Genomic DNA, 21,011 nt, shown 5'->3' on the forward strand with positions numbered 1-21,011 from the left:
AATTTAGAGAAGCAGAAAGTGTGTACTTCACTTTTCGCTTCTCTATTCTGTAAGAAGAGTCTACTAGTTATTCGTTGATTGTCTTACTAACTTTAAAAAGTCTTGCTCTCCCACAATTTCAATCGGGTATCCTTGCTCAATCATGTCTTCCACTTTCTTCATTTTAGTACTTTTAATCCCCTGAACATACTTATGCAAATCATTATCACCAACTACTAAAAAGTTCGTCGTAATATCCACATTTCCTTTACAAAACGCTCCGCAATTCACCGCATACTGTGCAGCAATCGGTCTTGTCATTGATACCATCTTGCCTGTGAACACAATATTTGCTCCATAAAAAGGATGTTTTCTATTTGTTATAGCACTATCAGACACAATGTTTAGCAAAGAAGCATCTCCAGAACTTTTTCTTGACCGAGACGCTTGTTTAGTTCCAGGACTACTTAATTTAAGTTTGTTCAGTATGAATAGCTCTTGAAGGGAATTTGCTTTTGTTTTTTTCATCGCTTCTAGAGTAATTAATGCAGAAGCCCGAGCATCTTCAAGCGCATCGTGATGCCTTAGACTGATACTTAAATAATTTGAGACAGTAGAGAGTTTATGATTATATAAATTTGGCCAAACCTTTTTCGCAATTCGATAAGAGCACCCATATTGAAAATTCGGCTCTTCTTCATGAATCCTACTTAAAGAATCCCGAAGAACACCAATATCGAAGCTCGCATTGTGCGCAATAATCGTTTGATTTTCCAGAAAACCCTTGAAGCTTGGCCAAAATTCTTCGAACGTCGGAGCATCTTGTACCATATATTCAGTAATTCCATGAATTTTCGTATTGTAATAATGGAACTCACTTAATGGATTGATCAATGTATGTAGTTCTTCTTGAATTTTACCATTTTTAACTTTTACGATGCCGATCGAACAAACACTGGATCGTACATTATTCGCTGTTTCAAAATCTATTGCAACAAAGTCCATCCTTCACCCCACCTAGTCCAATTGAATATATTCATTATCTCATAGTTAACCACTCATACAAAGCCCCTCGCATTATGACGAGGGGCAATATTACTACACTATTAATATATTCTATTTATGGGTGGTGGGATACTATCCACCTTATTTTTTAGCTCTCTTCTCTCCTCATATTGCTCAGGTGTAATAAATTCTTCCTCATCTACTAGACCATCTCCCATCGTTGTAGGACGCTGTTGACGAACCATCTTATCCTCCTGCATAGAGTGACCAATATGATTCTCTTCTCTAGCTAAATATGGATCAGTTGCAAATGTCTCTCCCCGTACAAAACGATCTTCTGGTTCGTCAAAACGTCCATCCGTTTCATTCACAAATTCATTCGTAGAAGGAGTAAATCCTTGTTTTTTGGAATAATCACTAATCGGTTCCTCTACTTCCATAAAGCGATTTTGAACTATATCTGTACCAACTGTGTCTGTATATTCTTGATTGAACTCATTTTCATGGCTTCCATATAACGGGTCATCATTAAATGTTAAAACGTCTGTGTAAAGAACAATACCTCCTCCGGCTACTTCTTGAGCATATCGTTCTGTTTCCTCTTCGCTTAAATCTAGCTTTCTCAATCCTTCGGTTATTGCATCCTCACCTGTAAACCAGGATTTAAATTTATCCATAAATGTTCCAGCTTCATGTGTTGATACCTCGGAATGGCGATTCAATGTATATAAATGTGCATTTTCTTTCGATATTACATGGATATCGTTTTCCGCGTACCCTTGTTCCTGCAGGAGTTCCAACTTTTCATACATCTCTTCTTCTGAACGAGCTATTTCAATTCGTCGATTTGATTCAATGTTCATCGTATTTCCTCCTCGTTTAACGTCATGTATATGATATACCCAGCAGTTCATTCAAAAAAACCTTTACAATCTTATTTTAATAACTTTGTAATAATTGAAAAAGAAGAGTTGCTGAAGCTTCTCTTCTTCTCTTCTTATCCACGAATATTCGATTTTCGAAATCCTTGCACCACATCTAATACAGCAAAAACTGTCCACAATATAATAATTCCCCATTTGACAGGGCTTTGAAGCTCAAAAGAAAAATGAAACAAGTCCTCTAAATACTGATAGAACTCTATGTTAATCAAATTATCACTATTTAATATCGTGATAAAAACGAGTGTTGAAACGATTGTTCGTACAGTATTCATAATAGACAACTTTGTAGTCCATTGTGATGTGATAAATTTATAAAAAACAAAAGCAACTTCTAATATTAGTGCGACTGTAACACTAAACCAATAGGAATGTAATACTTCTTGATTGAAGGTTGGTATGATTAACTGGAGTTTCCCTTGTACCTTTTCATATACACCTATTAAATGAACTGCATTGAAATAGACGGCAACAAAAATTGCAATCCATAGCAGGCTACCAAATACATCGGCTCTGGAAATTTTCTTTTCTTTCATAATGTGCGGTATACTTTTCAAATCATCTGGTGTCCATTCTTTCCAATTGGCAGTGAGTGGCGATTTATCTTTTGAATTATCCGTCCGGTCCAAAATAGCAAAGACGAGTGTAATCCAAAAAAATGTCTGAATCGATGAACTAATTACTCCCCAAATCCCATGTCCCACAATAGTTAGAATAATAACCAGTATTGCCTCATCCCCATTATAAGTAAAAATTTTTTCCGAAATGACGATCAGTAAGGCGATTATTGCGACTATCGGTATGATCATCTTCAATAAAGTTACGTACATATCAAAGTATCTTGGTCCTATTAAATGCATCGGGCGATCTGCATATCCACTTGCAAGCATTGCCGGGTTGCCTAAACTTACAAGTGCTTCCTTCGCTTCTTTCTCTGAATAATTCTCCGGGAGCATATCCTCAATAGTTGACCTTAACTCTAGCGCAATGTCCTCTCGGTTCTTTACAGGAAGTCTGCATGTTACTTCCTGTATATAAATATCAATCAGGTGCATTCTCCTCATCCCCTTTCAATAATATTTGTAGTTCTCTTGTTGTTTTTTCCCATTCTTCCTTCAACTGTTCTAAAACTGCTATTCCATATTCGCTTAGTACATAGTATTTTCTTGGCCTGCTTTCCGTTGTGTCCCAACTGCTTTCTACTAGTTCTTGCTTTTCTAAGCGACGGAGCAAAGGATATAAGGTACTTTGATCAATCGAGACACCTGACTCTTCCAGTAGTTGAACTAAAGAATACCCATAACGTGGAGTTCTAAGCTGACTCAATACAGCAAGCGTTAATGTTCCTCTCCGTAATTCTGTTATCATTGAACTTATTAATTTACTCATGCTCCACCTCTCTTACTTATACTATACGTCGTACACTATTATTATACCGAGTATAATACACTTTTTATTACCGGACAATTTTTTATACACAAAAAAAGCCATGAAATTAATCATGACTTAAAAAAAGATTTTTACTTTTCATCTTTATATTCTTTTTCGTCTCCATCCGGAAATTCGACTTCTAGATTAAACTTTGTATAATCTTCCACTTCAAATGCTTGGGAAACCTTTTCAATCACTTCATCTTTTTTCATGTCCTTCGTTAAACCCAACTCTTTAAAAATGGGTTCCAGCTCTTTATATGCTTTGTCACCCTTTAAATCCTTTGGTTCAATACGATTTACATATTCCGCTTCTGTTTCTGATATATCGATATCAAAAGAAGCTTCAATTGCTTCTTTATGATCCGGGGTATCTACCTCTAAGTCAAAAGAACGAAATCCAAATTCACTTACTATTTTATCTTCAGTCGGCGCATTCTTCACTTCCTCTTTATCTCCACAAGCGCCTAATAATAATACGGTCGATAAAAAGATGCTGCCGAATATTGAATACTTTTTCATTAGTAATATAGCCTCCCTTTTCCATTGGATACGACTCCTAAACTAGCTATATCCATAAAAGAAGAATCTCATACGGCATTAATCGGGATAGCGTTCCTCACTTGCAGAAGTAGATTTAGTATGGTGTTTATTTTTTTCATCCTTCACTTTTTCATTTAGTTCCTCTACGGGTATAGGATCTACGGTTTTCATCTCTTCATCTCTATCAAAAATACTTTCCTTCTCCGTTTTTACCAAATCAGGGTTATCCAGAATTCTGCCTGGAATGTCTTGACGTTCGCGATCTTCCGATGATTTGTTTGTCATAGTTATCGCTCCTTTTTCATTTTATTAATTTCTGTTTAACCTGTTTTCATCTTACTAAACCTTTTCAGGCATAATCAGAAAAACTTAGAAAAAATTGTCCCGGGTTTATTTTTAATGATTGGTCCGGAACGAGCTATGAGCAAGGAAACTTGAGCCATTGTAATCGGCAAGGAAGCTTTTTTACGTATCGCCAAGTATTTTGGCTCCCATTGATCCGCGTACTTTTCTTTAAATTTTTTCAATCCTTTAAAATGATAAAATGCGTGACCATACCGGAAAATTTGATACCCTATCTTTTCTGTTAAAAATGAATACTTGGAAATTCCTACGTTCGCCAAAGGTGCCATCCCTAGGTTAAATCTCTCGTAATTCTGTTGCTTATACCACTCAAACAGTTTAATAAACATATAATCCATTGTGGCATTCGCAGCATTTGCTTTATAACGCATCAAATCTATAGACACCGTTTTTTCTCTATCATAAGCAGGCATTACATTGCTAAATGCAGTAATTTCACCATCTTTATTCATTACTAAAGCAATTGGTCCTTCGTTCAAATAAGCAGGATTAAACCATCCTAAAGAGTACCCTTTTTCTTTCCGTCCATCCAACCATTCATCTGAAATATTTTTTAAGTTAGCAAACAACTCATTCGAATAAGGCGGCTGAACTACTTGAAAATGATATCCTTCTCTTTCTAACTTGTTTTTATTTGCACGTAAGTTTTTCATTTTCTTACCAGCTAATTCGAAAGTAGGAAGGTTCACAACTCCCTCTTCTCCCAATTTAAAAAAGTCGTAACCATTCTCATGAAGATATGGGAGCATTTTAGATGTAACTTGATAATAGACCGGTGTATAACCATAAATATTTGCACGATCATGAAACTCTTCCATTGCTTGCAGAATATCATTTTTCTCCCCTACTAAGTCGCTTAATACGATCAATTTATCCGAGTACTTTTGAAAAGTAAGCATTACAGTATGAGAATGATTCCAAAAGATATATTTGTCGTGTAAAAAGATTAAATGTGATACAACAGTACCTTCATATTTTTCAAGATGCTCTTTAATTTCATCCTCATATTCGATAGACTTTTTAAAAGGAAAGTTTCTTGGTCTTGTAAGTAAATACCCGAGAGTCATGTACAGTATAGCGAGTAATACGCCTATTAACGCACTTGAAAATAGATCTACCGAATCTGTAATGACATATGGTTGAAGTCTCCAAGGAACACTAATACGGGAGGACGGTAGATTCACGGTCCCAATAAATATAAAAACACCAATAATAACCGTTATTCCCGTGATATCTATCAATGATTTCCCCCACGTAGGAACAATATTTTCTCGATAAAATTGCTTTTTAGAAAACAAAAGAATAATAAATACAATAGAGATAAAAATTGCAGCTTCATAATCAAACCATTTGAATAACGATATGACTGCCGCAAACAATAATGTTACCAGTGTCAAAACATACACCCATTTCACACGATACTGTATCCCTCTCGTCAACATTAAAAGAGAAATCCCTAGACCAACCGTAAACTTGTGCGACATATTCATCACTGGTAAAGCTAAGATTTCATTTGCCATTTTTATACGCTCTAGAGCAGCTGGGATAGCTGCGGATATTAACAAAATAATTCCCGCCATTAGTACAAAAACGGTGACAATCCAATGGCTAATACTTTGTAAAATAGTAGAAGGTATTTTATTTAGCTTTTGGTTCATTTCTCTCCAAAAATAAAACAACAAAGCGACGACACCCATTAAAGCGGGTATGATAAAATAGCTGATACGATAAAGCAGTAAGATTAATAAAGTGGTTTCAGTAGGAACACCGACACCTTCCATTCCAAGTAAATACATCAAATCAAAAGAACCAATTCCGCCAGGCAGCATACTTATAATTCCTGCGAAAGAAGCAACGATAAATGTAGCAAACATAATAGAAAGTGGCACGGAAATTCCTAAGAGCGTTGTTATTATATAGATTAATATAAAGGCAAAGCTCCACTCCAAAAGAGAAATTACAGCTAAAGACCAGACCTCTTTACTATCAATGATCTCTTGCCTGAATGCGCCTCTCTTTCGTTTTACAATAAAAATTAAGATGGGAAAGTATAAGGCAAGACCAAGTATGGCTATATGGATCCATTTTACTTCCTCAAAGATAGGCGTATCAATAATTCCAATTAATGGAAACCAACTTATCAATGACATTCCAGACAAGTAAAATAAAGTGATTAGGCCGATTCCTTTCACGAGTTTCTTTTTCTCATAGCCATGCTTGCTATAAAAAAAAGTCCGAATCATCATTCCAGCTATTCCACCAAACCCAATAAAGTTTGATAAAGTGTTTGCAGTCCATGAATAAACGATTGTCTCTCTAACTCGAACCTTCAATTGCAAATGACGCAACAAAACAAAATCATATAAAACCATTGGGAACACAGCGCAAATTCCGGCGAGGATTATGATAATAATTTGTTTCATTGCCAAGTCATTAATATTATTCTTTAAAAGGGTAAAATCTAGATTTTTTAGTGCCTGATTAGATTCAAAATAAAACACGAGTAATATTAAAATTGGAACAAATATTTTAAGCATTCGTGAAAATAATGGAGTTTTCCAAAATTCCCTCAACGCTTTCCACCCCATTTCTTATTTCCATACAGTTTAAACTTATCTTGTTATTTAATCTATTTTAATCCCTTCTATATAAGAAGTTATAAATTCTAAATAGTTTATTTCAATGCAATTGGGGAATTATATATAATGAAATCCAAAACGAAAGGAGATGTTTTCCATGAGCAAAAACAAAATGGCATTAGCTGCCCTTGGATTGGGAGCTGCATATTTATTAAGAAATAAAAACTCACGTGACAAAATAGCAAAGCAGGTTGAAAACTTTACCAATACTCCTATACGAGGGATGAAACAAAGAAACACATCGGGACATACCACATCATAATTCGAAAAAAAATTAAAAGTTAGATGTGTACATTAATTTTTTCAGAAAGAACGCCAAGCAAAGTCTATTTTTGCTTGGCGTTTGGTAATTTAATTTGCATTAGTTAACTGTTCATAATATGCATTCAAATCGTTATAGTATTTATTTAAGGACGAAGTGGATACATTAAACCATTCCGCTATTTCTTTTATAGTCATTTCTAGCGGCTCATATAATCCTCTTTCTTGTCCGAACCTAATGGCACCTGCGGCAATTGCAACTTCTTTCCGCGCTTTTGGCTGCTGCTCCACTAAATAGTCTTCTACAATTTCTAATAGCTTATGATAATCACGATTATTTTCCTCTAAGAACTTTATCGCGACTTGTAAAACACCTGCTTCGAACTGGGTATATTCCCCACCTTCATAGCCATTTTCACCAAGTAAACTCCACAACATTGTACCATTTTCTTTTAGAAATTCTTCCGCAGATAATACATTTTGCGTTTCATATCGGCTTATTAAAACTTCAAAAACATTATTATAATCTATCGGGAAGAAAATCAGACTAGATATTGCTAAAAAGTGATTCTCTTTCGTAGTTCCATCTGGCAAGATGAAACAATACATATGTACACCAACAGGAACTGGTTTTTCACTTTCTCGTCTAAGCTGAATGGTTTCCTTAGTTAAAATATGCGTAACGGTCATATAATCGTCAGCAACATCTACCACTTCTCCTACAAATACACGCGGTTCATTCCAACGACGGATAGCATGTAAAGTAGAAGGCCGCACTATTTTCTTCTGTTGTTTTTCTAAGTAATTATTCCAAATCTCTGGCTTATGATGAAAGAAAAATTCATCAAGCACAATCGCTTCAATCATTTCTTCATCAAGATATTGTTTTAACGGCACAGTCCAAGTTTTCACAAGATCCGCAAACGCCGGTATATCTTTTCTTTCTGGATATTCATCATAAAACGTTTGTAAAATTCGTTCTAACTCTTCTGTTTGCACTTCTTCTATTGTAATAGTCTCTTTAGACTCACAACACTTTTTATATTTCTTTCCGCTGCCACATGGGCATGGATCGTTACGACCTATCATTAAAACACGTCCTTCAATAAGTTAAAAATTTGCTGAAGTCTTAGTTTATCACGTTTTACTTGAAATATTAAGGTGCGAACGGCTTGGGGTATATTTTCTTATAAAAATAACTACGGAGATGCTACTCGCTCGCACTTAAGAAAAGCACAAGCACCCTTTAAGATCAAAACCTGTATCTAGCGTTTTCGAAAAGACTTATGCTTTATAATAACCGATTATTTTAAGAGATGATGAATATTACTGACCTATTTTTCAACATCTCTTTTCTTGGTAATCTTATGGCCGTAATCTAGGAACATTTATAGGAATTACAACTAAACTTATAGTTTTTACAACTAAAAGCTCCAAAATTACAACTAGGAGCTACATTTTTCTAACTAACACAAAAATACCCTTGAAGTTATTAACTTCAAGGGTATTTTCCAAGGTTTATTGTGCAGTGTAGCCACCGTCTAAAATAATTGCTTGTCCAGTTAATCCCTTTGCTGACTCGCTTGCAATATATAATGCTAAATCTGTAATTTCTCGAATATCAAGCAATCTTTTTTGCGGGACCAGTGGATAGAGTACTTCTTCTAGCACCTGTTCCACTTGAATATTACGAGTTTTTGCTAAATCTTCAAATTGGTTTCGAACAAGAGCCGTATCTACATAACCTGGGCAAATAGAATTTACCGTGATACCATCAGCCGCACACTCTAATGCTGCAACTTTGGTTAATCCGATTACCCCATGTTTCGCCGAGTTATACGCAGCTTTTCCTGCAAAACCTATGACCCCATTGATGGATGCCATATTGATAATACGACCGAAGCCTTGTGCCTTCATATGAGGCAATGCATGTTTGATAGCGATAAAAGGAGCTGTCAGCATAATTTTCACAAGTAATTCGAACTTTTCAGTAGGGAATTCCTCAATCATCGATACATGTTGCATTCCTGCGTTATTTACTAAAATATCAATTTTGCCATAAGTTTCTACCGTAAATTGAATTGCCTGCTGGATGTCTTCTTCTTTTGTTACGTCACATACAATTCCTTTTGCATTCCCATTAAGTTTTGCAACAGCTTCGTCTATTGCTTCTTGGGATAAGTCGGAAATTACTACGCTCGCTCCCGCATCAGAAAATGCCTTCGCAATATCAAAGCCAATCCCACGTGCTGCTCCAGTTATAAATAAAACATTTCCTTCCATTACATATCCTCCTTAAATAGCAGTCCAGCCGCCATCCACTTTAATCGTTTCCCCAGTCACAAAATTAGCTAGGTCGGATGCTAAATATAATACCGCTCCAGAAATATCTTCGGCTTTTGAAAGTCCCTCTAATAGAATACGATTTTCCACATCTTGTTTAAAATCTATATCCTCAAACATTTTTGCAGTTAACTCTGTTTCTATAAAAGTTGGTGCTACTGCATTCACTTTTATCCCATGCTTTGCCCATTCAACAGCTAAAGCTTTCGTCATCTGTACAAGCCCACCTTTGCTAGAGCAATATGCAGCTCGCTTATAATAACCGACAAAAGCCATTTGGGAAGCTATATTTATAATTTTACCACTTTTTTGGGCTAGCATATATTTTGCCGCTGCCTGGCTAGCAAAAAAAGCAGACTTCAAATTCAAGTCAAGTACAGTATCCCAGTCTTGTTCCGTTACTTCCAAAGCAGGTTTAGCAATATTAACTCCTGCATTGTTCACAAGTACGTCTACTGCACCAAATTTGGTTGCGGCAGTTTCTATTAAGTCTTTTACAGCTTTAATGTCACTCAGATCGCCTTGTACAGCGATACATTGGTCATTAAATACATGCAGTTCACCTAATGTTTCATCCAAGGCTACTTTGTCGCGACCAGAAATTACTACATTTGCATTCAACTTGGCGAATGTTATGGCTATGTCTTTTCCAATCCCTTTGCTACCCCCTGTGACAATTACCGTCTTGTGTGCAAGTTCAGAGAAAAATGGTTCCATTACTTTTTCCCCTCATTTCTTGTTAAATCATTTTTTAAAAAATGAATAAGTGTTTGCTCCCGCTCTGCATTTTTTTGCTCCGAAAAATCAGTGTCCCATGTATAAAAGCCTTCTCCACTTTTATCTCCAAACTTATTTTCTTCTACTAGCTTCGTAAGTTCCTTACCCGACTTCAGATCAGTACTCAAATCCTCGAATAAATAATTGGAAATTGCCGAAAATACATCGAGTCCACCCATATCTGCCGTCATTAATGGTCCAGTTACCGGTAAACGACGTCCAATACTGTACGTAACTGCTGCATCAATGTCCTCTTTTGTAGCCACACCCGCATCTAGTAAAGATTGTGCTTCACGGAATAATGCATATTGCAAGCGATTACCTATGAAACCCGGTATTTCTTTATTCAATAAAATCGGTTGCTTGTTCATATCTCTCATCACTTGCATTGCTCGCTCTATTGTTTGTTCATCTGTATGCTCGCCTTTTACTACTTCCACTAAAGGAATAAGATGTCCAGGATTCCAAAAATGAGTTACGATAAAACGATTCGGATACTGCATCTCTTCTGCTAATAGACTTGGTTTAAAACCAGATGTATTACTTGCTATCACTACTTCTTTAGAGACAATACTTTCAATTTTTTTGTACATTTCTTTTTTCAAATCTAACACTTCTGGAATAACTTCTATTATAAATGTAGACTGTTCAATTGTTTCTTCTAAGGAAGTGGATAACTTGATACTTCCTTTAATTTGTTCCGCAGTAGATTCAGTAAAAACCTCATTGTCTATCATTACCTTTAGTTTACTACGCAAACCTTTATCCGCATTTTCTAAATCCTTTTCATTTACCCCATACACATTGACAGTCAGTCCTGCCCAAGCGGCTGATAGGGCAATCGAATGCCCCATTGTTCCACAACCGATAATTGATACGTTTTCCATATAATCCACATCCCTTTTTTATTTTTATGTACAACGAAACATACCCAACAAACTAATGAAGAAAAAGTTTGCTGGGTATGACTTTTAAAGTCCTAAACCAAATGAGAACAAAATAACAGCTAAAATAACACCTAAAATAGGAACTACTACCGTCAATGCTCCAAATGCAGGATATGCATCTTTATGTGTCTCACCAGCGATGGAGCGAATTGTTGTTACAACATACCCACCCTGCGGTAGTGAATCCAGTGACCCGGAAGAAATCGCAACAGAACGGTGCAATGCTTCTGGATTGACCCCTAGGTCTAAATAATGTGGTGCTAGAAGTGGTAAGGCAATTGCTTGTCCACCAGAAGACGATCCAGTAAGACCAGCAATAACCGCTACCGCAAGTGCCCCACCAATTAGTGGGCTTCCTGGTATATCTGTCATAAAGTTAACAGCTGCTTCAAAGGAAGGAGTTGCTTTTACTACTCCACCAAACCCAACTACTGCCGCAGTATTGGCAATAGCAATAATCGCTCCCATTGCTCCGTCTCCAAGTGCTTTTCCAAAGTTTTGGAAGTACTTTCTGTTGATTAAATAAGTCGATAGAATACCACCAGTTAAAGCTATGATTAAAGCAGAAGTTCCAAGTGATTTATGGAAAAAGAATGAAATTAATAAAACTACTAATAATGGAATCATGCTTAATAAAGGATTTGGCAATTCCTTGCGAGCTTCCATAGTAGGATCCGTCTCTCTACTAACAAAACGCTCACCTTTAGATACTGCTTTGGAAATCATTTTTTTCAACCACCAGTATCCGAATACCATCATGAATATTGCGACAATAAAACTTACTTCCCATCCAGCATACGGAGTTGTTCCTAAAAACTCAATAGGAATCCAGTTTTGGATTTCTGGAGAACCCGCTGAAGTCATTGTAAAAGTGGTAGATCCAAAACCAAGTGCCGCTGGTATAAAGCGTCGTGGTAGATCTGCTTCTTTAAATAAACTTAATGCCATTGGATATACAGAAAATGCTACAACGAATAAGCTCACTCCACCATAAGTTAGAAAAGCACATGCAATAACAATAGCGAGCGCAGCACGTTTCATACCGATTTTACTAACGATCCATTTAGAAACACTATCTGCTGCCCCACTATCCTCCATAACTTTACCGAAAATAGCACCTGTTAAGAACATCAAATACCAGGAAGCTATGAAACCAGTAAATCCTGTCATATAGTTTGTTAAAAAGTTTGCTGCCCCTTCTTCTGCAAGCTGCGGAAAAAGTGGCAAGCCATTTAAAACTCCAACTAACAAAGCCATAAGAGGAGCTGCTATAAGCAAGTTCATCCCCTTCATCGTTAAATAAATCAATAGCGCTAAGCCGCCAAATAAACCAATCATCCCTAACATAATCTTTCCCCCAATACCCCTATTAACGAATTATTTATTTCCGTATCTTCTAACACGAAGTAATGCTTGTTCTGCGTGCCCTGCAAAGTTCTCTAATTGACATAGACGTGCTGCGTATTCACCAATGTAAGCACTAGCCTCTGGTGTTACTTTTTGATACGTAACTGTTTTGATAAATTTACCTACCCATAGTCCTCCAGTGTAGCGAGCTGCACCTTTAGTTGGTAATGTATGGTTCGTTCCAATTACTTTGTCTCCGTATGCTACGTTTGTTTCTGGTCCTAAGAACAGACAACCATAGTTCGTCATATTTTCAAGGAAGTAATTTGGATCTTCCGTTAAAATTTCCACATGTTCAAATGCTAGACGATCCGCTTCAATACGTGCTTCTTCGATAGAATCTACCAAAAGAATTTGTCCGTAATCCTCCCAGGAAACGCGTGCCACATCTGCAGTCGGTAATGTTTCTAATTGACGTTCAATTTCTTTTACTGTTTCTTCTGCTAATTTTTCAGAAGTAGTAATAAGTGCTCCTGGAGAAGTCGGACCATGTTCCCCTTGTCCAAGAAGATCAGTTGCAATCATCTCAGCATCTGCAGTGTGGTCAGCAACTACCAAGGTTTCTGTAGGACCAGCGAATAAATCGATTCCTACTCGGCCATATAATTGACGTTTTGCTTCTGCTACAAACGCATTACCCGGTCCAACGATCATATCGACGGACTCAATCGTTTCGGTACCGATTGCCATCGCAGCCATCGCTTGAATTCCACCTAATAAGTAAATTTCGTCTGCACCAGCTAAAGACATAGCAGCGATTGTTGCATGAGGAATTTCCCCGTTGATAGGCGGTGTGCATGCGATAACACGTTTAACTCCAGCTACTTTCGCAGTCAACACACTCATATGTGCAGAAGCTACCATTGGGTAACGACCACCTGGAATATAGCAACCTACACTATTTACCGGGATATTCTTATGTCCCAAAATAACACCAGGAATATTTTCAACTTCTACATCATGCAGGGAAGCAAGTTGTGCCTCTGCAAATGCTCGTATATTCTTTTGAGCAAATTTAATGTCTTCAATTACTTCTGCCGGAACGTTGGAAACGATTTCATTTATTTGAGCTTCAGTTAGTCTGAATGATTCTGGAGACCATTTATCGAATTTATCAGATAATTCCCGAACTGCTTGATCCCCTCGTACTTCTACATCTTTCAATGCTTCAGATACAATTTGAGATACTTTAAAATCATTAGCACTCACTTCTTCTTGTGATTTACCTGCTTTTAAAATTTTTACCATTATATATTCCTTCCTCTCTTTGAAAACGTATACATTCATTTTTGCATACGTATGCAAAAACCTATACAAGTAAGAGTATTCGAAAAACTACTATAAGTCAATACAAATTATGTAGTTTTTCGCACAATTAACTCTCCGTCTATTTCAACATTTTGTGCATATCCAGAATAATCATCAATTTCAGTCATTAAATAATCTACTGTACGTTCAACCATTTCAGTAATCGGCTGTTCCCACGTGGTCAAATTATAAGTTGGCCAGGACGCCATTTCTATATTGTCAAATCCAACTACTTTTGTTTCCTTTGGGACAATAATAGAACTTTCTCGTAAAGCATCTATAACTCCGAGCGCCATGATATCATTTGCCACAAAAAAAGCAGCAGGTACCTTTTTTTCTGCAATAATAATTTTCGCTGTTTTATAGCCACCTTCATATGTGTAATCGGAAGAATATTTCGTATAAACTATATTATTTTTTTTAAGAATAGAGGTAAAACCTTGTTCCCTTTCTCTACTTGTAGATGTATTTGCATTTCCAGAAATGTATACAACGTTCGAGCATCCTCTTTCGATTAAATATTGAGCAATTTTTTTACTTGCATCTAAATTATTGCAACAAACAGAGTAAAATTGTTGTTCCTCAATTTTACGATTGAAAAGTACAAGAGGAATTCGGCTTTCTTTTAGATTTTCTGTCACTTTTAAGGATAATGTAGCATCCGTGATTATAACCCCTGCAACATTATAGTTTAATAATATTTCAATATCTTCTTTTTGAATCTCATCATTGTTCGTATATACAAACAAGATACTATATCCCAATTTTTTAAAAGCAGTAGTGAATTGTTTTAATACTTGTGGATAAAAAGGGTTTTGAATGCCTTTCATTACTAATCCAATTATTTTTGTTCTATTTGTAATGAGACTACGAGCAAACTCGTTCGGTCTATACCCTAACTCTTTAGCTGCTTCTAGTACTTTTTCTCGCGTTTTTTTAGAAACAGTTGCCCCTTCGAAATACACTCTTGATACGGAGGATTGCGACACACCTGCTAATTTTGCCACATCTTTTGCTGTAACACTCTGTTTCAAACTATTCACTACCTTTTCCAGTTAAGTTATTAAGAATATACTATTTATCTTTCGCTATGGAAATAGAGTAAAGTCCCTGATAATATCTACGTAAAAATAGTTTTTTTATTTTATCAGGCGATTCTATTCCCTTTGTCATTTCTATCAAAAATATATCAAAATTAATTTTATTTAAAAATGGAATTACTCCCTATATTTTTTATGATTTATATCATATTATTAGATATACCTATATCGTATAGAATCAAGTGATCGAAAGTACCTAATGAATTAATTTTCTGTTTAATCCATAAATACTAATAAAATCGAAAGGAGTAGAACAATGGAAAATATGGATAAAAGTAATCTACTCTACCACTCATTATTTGAACACAACCCGAATATTGTATATTTTATAAATACATCAGGAAATTTCACAAGAATAAATAAAGTATTTTCGCATACACTCGGATATCTATTTCACAATGACCTCGTAATAGAACGGTTACTTCCAACAAGCAATATCCCACTGTATCAAGAAGCATTTCAGAAGACACTGTCTGGAGTTCCTCAAAATATGAACACTAAGTTTATCCATAAAGACGGGCATATGCTTGATATCCATCTTACGATGATACCAGCCAATTTGGAAGGGAGTATTCAAGGAGTTTTCGGAATTGCTCAAGATATTACCAGCTATGTAAAAGTGGAAAAGTTAAATTCCTATTTAGTCAACTATGACTCTTTAACAGGCTTACCTAACCGGAGGCTATTTCAAGAAAATATAGAACAAGCAATAATCATTGCCAATACATTAAATAAAAAAGTGGCTGTGATGTATTTGGACTTGGACCGCTTCAAATATATTAACGATACTCTTGGACATACTTTAGGTGATAAATTATTAGTCCAAATTGCAGAAAAGTTAAAAGCGGCACTTCCGATAGATGCTGTAGTTGCGCGTTTAGGAGGAGACGAATTTGGGATACTTCTACCTGACTTTTATATGCAGCAGGCGGCGGAACACTCGAAAAATGTCATCCAATCACTTGAAGAACCATTTCTAGTAGAAAACTTTAACTTGTTTGTAACTACAAGTATCGGCATTAGTATCTTTCCACAAGACGGGGATGATTCACTTACTTTAATGAAAAATGCGGATTCTGCGCTATATAAAGCAAAAGAATTAGGAAAAAACAATTTTCAAGTGTATTCCTCTTCTTTAAATGCGCAAACATATAAAATATTTTCTTTAGAGTCAAGTCTGCGCAGTGCAATCGTACTAAATCAACTTGAGCTATACTATCAACCAAAAGTTTGTACAAATACTTATGATATTATCGGAGCTGAGGCACTTATACGGTGGAACCATCCCGAATGGGGGCTTGTCTCACCAGATGAATTTATACCAATTGCTGAAGAAGCAGGTCTTGATATTGAAATTGGTAACTGGGTTAAGCGAACTGCTTGTACGCAAAATAAATTGTGGCAAGACGCTAATTTACCGAAAATACCTGTATCCATTAATGTATCCGCAAATCGTTTTTTAGAAAAAAGTTTAATTACTAGCACGATAGAAACATTGGAAGAAACAAAGTTAGATTCAAAATATTTGGAAGTGGAAATCACTGAAACCTCGCTTCTTGAAAATGAAAAAGTAGTGTTTTCTGTATTGGAAAAACTAAAAAACTTAGGAATAAAAGTAGCATTAGACGACTTCGGTACAGGCTATTCTTCCCTTTCTACCTTAAAAAGATTCAAAAGCCTTATCGATACACTAAAAATCGACCGTACATTTATCAATGATTTAACTACTTCCGAAACCGAGGACTCGAATTTTATTGCCAACTTGATCATTCAATTATCACAACAATTGAATATGGAAGTCGTCGCAGAAGGCGTTGAAACAACCGAGCAGCTTCATGTTTTAACAAACTATAATTGTAATACAATTCAAGGATACTTGTTTTCTCGTCCAGTCCCAGCAACTGAATTTGAAAAATTACTTCGAAAAGGAAAATTAATACCATTAGAATCGAATCTCATGGAAGAGGAATCTTTCGATCAAAGCAAAGATTTCATGATTCAACTAAAAGAGTCCCTACGTTCAGCCATGACTCTAACACAAATACGTGGCAAAAAAGTGGAAATTGGGATGATGGAGATTTTAATAGAAGAAATTGGCTCACGGCGTTTAAGATTTGTATCAGATATCAAATTAGCTGCAAGTCAAGACATCATTTTGGAAGTAAAAACAGAAATCTTAGGAGAAGAGATAAGATTAGACGGTTCCATTGTCGGGAGAAAGGAAATGGATCCTAACAACTACCATTACCAATTAGAATACAGAATGGAAGATAGCAGACTTTCTTATCTCACGACTACATTAGAAAAGTTGGATGCCCATCTAAAGAAGCATTCCTAAAAGTAGAATGTAGTAAACAAAAGTAAATATTTATATTATGATTTTATAGCCATTCTCCTTAAATACTTAAGGATGGATGGCTTAAATGCTGCCTCAAACTATTAGCTTTGGGGCAGCTGCCTACTTATTAATAGGTTGAAGTAATTCTATGTTAGAATAGACCAGCTAGCAATTGTTGGTTTTATAGGAATAACGATAAACCAGTGGAGCTTTTACTCCAGCTTACAATATACAGAGCCTGTTACAGCCGCGTTAATCCTCGCTTTATCACCTATAGTCACAGCAGTAATTTCCTCTTATTACTTTAAAGAGAGAAAGAAATTTCAGTTTTGGTTTGGCTCATTTTTTGCTTTAATCGGCGTGTGGTTAGTCATTTCAAAAGGGTCGTTCCTTGTACCAAGCTTTGGAAAAGGAGAAATGTTAATCAGTTTAACAATGTTATCTTTTTCAGTGTTTTTAGTCTTTGTACAACAATTATCAAAATCAATACACCCCTCTACTATCACCTGGTACAGCAACGTCTTTGGCTTAGTAGGATTACTTCCTTTTGTGCCTTGGAACAAGACCTCTATGGTATTATCCGTTCCTTTCTACTATTGGTTGTTACTAATAGTTACCGCGATTATCATGCACGGATTATGTACGTATTTATGGAATAACTCTATTTATAAGGTTGGTGCATCCAAAGCCGCATTATTATTAAATTTAGAGCCTTTCGTGGCAATGGTTTTCGGTTTCTTTATATTAGGAATGAGTATTCAACCATTTCAATTGATAGGTGCTTTTGTAATTGTTATAGGTGTTTCAATTTCACTACGGACAAAGACAAACAATAAACTTTAGAATAGCGCCAGCTCCCGTTTCGAAGTGCTCTGGACAATCTATCCCACATAATAACCGATTGTTTATAAAGAGATGCTGCTCATGACGGACGTTATGAGCACCGTTTCTGTCCTTCTCCCTTCTCCAATTTTAAGAACTGGTTTCGTACAAGTTTGTGTATGGTACAATTCGTTTACAGGGAGGTATTATATGAATATTCACATTTTAAATAGTATTGTAGACTGTATGCCACCAAATGGGGCAAATTCTATAATTCAACGAGTCCAAACTGAGCATAGATGGAAACTCATTGAATTTTGGAATATTAAAGAAGGAAGCACAGTGTTGGAGATTGGCTGTGGACAAGGAGATACGACAGCTGCTTTGGCGTACGTAGTAGGTGATACCGGCTTTGTTCATGCCATCGATATAGCTTCTCCTAGTTATGGAAGTCCAGTTACTATAGGTGATTCCATGAATTTTATTCAGAAATCAGAAGTAGGTAGTCGTATAAAAGTGGAGTTTGAGACGAATGTTCTCTCCCCTGGTATAGACTTTCCCCAAAATGCTTTTGACTTCATCGTGCTTTCGCATAGCTCTTGGTATATGAAGTCTCCAGAAGAATTATTTACAATATTGAAGAAAGTTAAAAAGTGGGGAAATACGTTATGCTTTGCAGAATGGGATACAAGAATTCAGCAAGCTGATCAACTCCCCCACTTTTTATCCGTATTGATTCAAGCGCAGTATGAATGCTTTAAAGAAAACAGCATTTCTAATATTCGAACGTTATTTACTCCAAAGGATATTCAAATTATTGCAGAAAAAGCAGGATGGCAATTCATAGCTGAAGAAACGATTGACTCTTCTCACCTTCAAGACGGCAAATGGGAAACCCAGCAAACATTAGCCGATTATGAACAAGAACTCCAGATAGCTAATCATTTACCGCCTAAATTTAAAGCTTTGATTCAATCAGAAATCAATTTATTAGAGACGATTGGAAAGAAAAATGACGTTAGATCTATGGCTACATATACATTTTTAGCAAAGTGAGGAATGCAAGAAGAAAGAATTAACAAAAGAAATACTCCAATTTAATAATGAGCGAGGCTGGGGTGGCAATCATGATGCACGAAGCCTTGCAATATCAATCTCTTTAGAAGCTAGTGAACTCCTAGAACATTTTCAATGGAATTCCGCAGAAGAGGCAATTGAAAAAGACAAGGAAGCAATTGTGGATGAAGCTGCAGATGTCTTAATTTACCTATTACAGCTTGCAAATGTCTTAGAAGTTGATTTAAAAGAGGCTGCGCAACAAAAAATATTGAAGAATGCATTAAAGTATCCATCTGAGTCGAAAGTTGATTAAATTATGTATGATACTTTCTATTCACTAACTAATTTAGTAACTATTTACTAAATACAGTATTTTCGGTTTCCTTAGTTGCTTGTTATTCTTAAAATGCTCTATCATATAAAGAATAGAGATCGATAGGAAATGAGGATATATAGAGATGACAATCCTAATGGTAGATGATAATTCAGTAAACTTATTTGTTATTGAAAGCATTCTAAAAAAAGCTGGTTACGATAAGTGTCATCCTTTAAATTCTGCAGAAGAACTATTTCAATACTTGCGAATCGACGAGGAAAAAGCACCAGTTCCACAAGTTGATCTTATACTTTTAGATATTATGATGCCAAAAGTTGACGGAATTGAAGCCTGTCGACGAATTCAGCAAGTTGACAGATTAAAAGAGATTCCGATTATTTTTCTAACCGCTTTAAATGATTCTAAAAATCTAGTAGAAGCATTTGATGTAGGAGGAACAGACTATGTAACTAAGCCAATTGACAAATTAGAATTTTTGGCAAGAATTCGACTGGCCTTAAAATTGAAACACGAGAAAGATCGTAATAATGAACAAGAAGCGAAGATGAAGGAAGATTTACAGTTAGCTATGCAAGTTCAAGGTAGTCTCCTAAATGACTCTGTAGTAGACGAGCATTTAAGTATACAAGTATCCCACCGTCCTTCTGACAACCTTTCTGGGGATATGTACCACTGGCATAAATTTAGTAGTCATCGATACGGTATCATCCTCTTTGATATGATGGGGCATGGCATTAGCGCATCTTTAGTCAGTATGTTCATCTCTTCTGTATTAAGAGATGCTATAAAAAACCTGGAAGATCCAATACTCGTTATTAAGGAACTCAATCGTTATATGACCTCTTTACATAATAAAAATAATTTAAATTATTATTTCACCGCAATCTACTTAATAATTGATACTGAAAAACAAGAAATAGAATATGTAAATGCAGGTCATCCTCCAGCGTTCTTACGAATTGATGGAGTTCTCCATACAACGGAAAGAGGAGCTTGTGCCGTCGGTTTGTTTGACGGGATTCATGTAAAAAAAACCAACATTTCCTATAAGAAAGATATTCAATTATTGCTTTACACAGACGGAATTCTCGAATCAGAATGTGTGGATGAAATGGAAACTATTGAAAAGCTGCAATTAGTCACTCTACAAGAATGGAAAAATACAGAAAGTCTATTTCAGACAATACTTAGTGATATTAATCAGTCCAAGCAAAAGGATGATATCTGCCTATTAATGATAAAAACAAAGGAAGATCAGAACTAATATGAAAAGAACAGTTGTCCCTTTCATTTTATAAAAAGATGGAGAGTACTACTCATTATTGATTTTCGTTACAGGTGGCGACTCTAGGGGGGATTAGGGAGACAGATGAAACATCTCTCGAGACACGAAGGGGTCGTGATGGTTCATC

The 21,011-nt window shown here is 35.9% G+C and carries 20 protein-coding genes and 1 pseudogene; 7 read left to right on the forward strand and 14 right to left on the reverse strand.

The features are described 5' to 3' along the window. Nucleotides 1-63 precede the first annotated feature (63 nt). From FS486_RS05310 to mprF, 7 genes are all read right to left on the reverse strand, one after another. A complete protein-coding gene (locus tag FS486_RS05310; protein ID WP_144510287.1) occupies nucleotides 64-984 on the reverse strand; it encodes an exonuclease domain-containing protein in 921 nt (306 codons plus the stop codon). Between the two features lie 101 nt (nucleotides 985-1,085). Then, the gene (locus FS486_RS05315; RefSeq protein WP_186321367.1) at nucleotides 1,086-1,847 is read right to left on the reverse strand and encodes a YflT domain-containing protein; all 762 of its coding nucleotides are present in this window, start codon (nucleotides 1,845-1,847) and stop codon (nucleotides 1,086-1,088) included. A gap of 134 nt (nucleotides 1,848-1,981) precedes the next feature. Next, on the reverse strand, nucleotides 1,982-2,980 hold the full coding sequence (locus FS486_RS05320; protein ID WP_144510289.1) for a hypothetical protein: 999 nt from the start codon (nucleotides 2,978-2,980) through the stop codon (nucleotides 1,982-1,984). Then, a complete protein-coding gene (locus FS486_RS05325) occupies nucleotides 2,967-3,314 on the reverse strand; it encodes a PadR family transcriptional regulator (RefSeq protein WP_144510290.1) in 348 nt (115 codons plus the stop codon). The genes FS486_RS05320 and FS486_RS05325 overlap by 14 nt, the downstream gene beginning before the upstream one ends. Before the next feature lie 131 nt (nucleotides 3,315-3,445). Further along, the gene (locus tag FS486_RS05330) at nucleotides 3,446-3,877 is read right to left on the reverse strand and encodes a YusW family protein (protein WP_144510291.1); all 432 of its coding nucleotides are present in this window, start codon (nucleotides 3,875-3,877) and stop codon (nucleotides 3,446-3,448) included. Nucleotides 3,878-3,955: 78 nt separating this feature from the next. Beyond that, nucleotides 3,956-4,183 carry a hypothetical protein gene (locus FS486_RS05335; protein ID WP_144510292.1) on the reverse strand — a complete coding sequence of 76 codons (228 nt, stop codon included), beginning with the start codon at nucleotides 4,181-4,183 and terminating at the stop codon, nucleotides 3,956-3,958. 74 nt (nucleotides 4,184-4,257) lie between these two features. Next, nucleotides 4,258-6,834: a bifunctional lysylphosphatidylglycerol flippase/synthetase MprF gene (gene mprF, locus FS486_RS05340; protein ID WP_186321368.1), complete on the reverse strand. Its 2,577-nt coding sequence runs from the start codon at nucleotides 6,832-6,834 to the stop codon at nucleotides 4,258-4,260. Nucleotides 6,835-6,997: 163 nt separating this feature from the next. Here mprF and FS486_RS20065 point away from each other — a divergent pair, with 163 nt between their 5' ends. After that, a complete protein-coding gene (locus FS486_RS20065) occupies nucleotides 6,998-7,162 on the forward strand; it encodes a hypothetical protein (RefSeq protein WP_186321369.1) in 165 nt (54 codons plus the stop codon). Nucleotides 7,163-7,251: 89 nt separating this feature from the next. Here the strand turns inward: FS486_RS20065 and FS486_RS05345 are convergent, their stop codons facing one another. From FS486_RS05345 to FS486_RS05375, 7 genes are all read right to left on the reverse strand, one after another. Beyond that, nucleotides 7,252-8,250, reverse strand: a complete 999-nt coding sequence (locus FS486_RS05345; RefSeq protein ID WP_144510294.1) for a YecA family protein — start codon at nucleotides 8,248-8,250, stop codon at nucleotides 7,252-7,254. 429 nt (nucleotides 8,251-8,679) lie between these two features. Continuing rightward, complete coding sequence (locus FS486_RS05350; protein ID WP_144510295.1) at nucleotides 8,680-9,444, reverse strand: 3-hydroxybutyrate dehydrogenase; 765 nt, start codon at nucleotides 9,442-9,444, stop codon at nucleotides 8,680-8,682. A 12-nt stretch (nucleotides 9,445-9,456) separates the two neighbouring features. Then, a complete protein-coding gene (locus FS486_RS05355; RefSeq protein ID WP_144510296.1) occupies nucleotides 9,457-10,221 on the reverse strand; it encodes an SDR family NAD(P)-dependent oxidoreductase in 765 nt (254 codons plus the stop codon). Next, nucleotides 10,221-11,168, reverse strand: a complete 948-nt coding sequence (locus FS486_RS05360; RefSeq protein ID WP_144510297.1) for a 3-hydroxyacyl-CoA dehydrogenase family protein — start codon at nucleotides 11,166-11,168, stop codon at nucleotides 10,221-10,223. Before FS486_RS05360 ends, FS486_RS05355 begins: the two co-directional genes overlap by 1 nt. Before the next feature lie 84 nt (nucleotides 11,169-11,252). Continuing rightward, nucleotides 11,253-12,575, reverse strand: coding sequence for a GntP family permease (locus tag FS486_RS05365; RefSeq protein ID WP_144510298.1), 1,323 nt, complete (start codon nucleotides 12,573-12,575; stop codon nucleotides 11,253-11,255). 30 nt (nucleotides 12,576-12,605) lie between these two features. Beyond that, the gene (gene hisD / locus FS486_RS05370; RefSeq protein WP_144510299.1) at nucleotides 12,606-13,883 is read right to left on the reverse strand and encodes a histidinol dehydrogenase; all 1,278 of its coding nucleotides are present in this window, start codon (nucleotides 13,881-13,883) and stop codon (nucleotides 12,606-12,608) included. A gap of 107 nt (nucleotides 13,884-13,990) precedes the next feature. Next, on the reverse strand, nucleotides 13,991-14,977 hold the full coding sequence (locus tag FS486_RS05375; protein ID WP_144510300.1) for a LacI family DNA-binding transcriptional regulator: 987 nt from the start codon (nucleotides 14,975-14,977) through the stop codon (nucleotides 13,991-13,993). A gap of 322 nt (nucleotides 14,978-15,299) precedes the next feature. Between FS486_RS05375 and FS486_RS05380 the strand changes: the two genes are divergently transcribed. The 6 genes and pseudogenes from FS486_RS05380 (at nucleotide 15,300) to FS486_RS05405 (ending at nucleotide 20,863) form a co-directional block, all read left to right on the forward strand. Beyond that, complete coding sequence (locus tag FS486_RS05380) at nucleotides 15,300-17,381, forward strand: sensor domain-containing protein (protein ID WP_144510301.1); 2,082 nt, start codon at nucleotides 15,300-15,302, stop codon at nucleotides 17,379-17,381. Between the two features lie 171 nt (nucleotides 17,382-17,552). Continuing rightward, nucleotides 17,553-17,744, forward strand: a pseudogene (locus tag FS486_RS20655) (EamA family transporter); the annotation flags it as partial. Between the two features lie 54 nt (nucleotides 17,745-17,798). Next, on the forward strand, nucleotides 17,799-18,224 hold the full coding sequence (locus FS486_RS05390; RefSeq protein ID WP_144510302.1) for a DMT family transporter: 426 nt from the start codon (nucleotides 17,799-17,801) through the stop codon (nucleotides 18,222-18,224). Between the two features lie 189 nt (nucleotides 18,225-18,413). Continuing rightward, nucleotides 18,414-19,259, forward strand: coding sequence for a class I SAM-dependent methyltransferase (locus FS486_RS05395; RefSeq protein WP_144510303.1), 846 nt, complete (start codon nucleotides 18,414-18,416; stop codon nucleotides 19,257-19,259). A 31-nt stretch (nucleotides 19,260-19,290) separates the two neighbouring features. After that, on the forward strand, nucleotides 19,291-19,575 hold the full coding sequence (locus FS486_RS05400) for a nucleotide pyrophosphohydrolase (RefSeq protein WP_144510304.1): 285 nt from the start codon (nucleotides 19,291-19,293) through the stop codon (nucleotides 19,573-19,575). A 145-nt stretch (nucleotides 19,576-19,720) separates the two neighbouring features. Further along, entirely contained in the window at nucleotides 19,721-20,863 is a 1,143-nt protein-coding gene (locus tag FS486_RS05405; protein ID WP_144510305.1) for a SpoIIE family protein phosphatase, read from the forward strand. Nucleotides 20,864-21,011 lie beyond the last annotated feature (148 nt).

Source organism: Bacillus sp. FJAT-22090 (assembly GCF_007676755.1).
GTDB lineage: Bacteria > Bacillota > Bacilli > Bacillales_A > Planococcaceae > Psychrobacillus.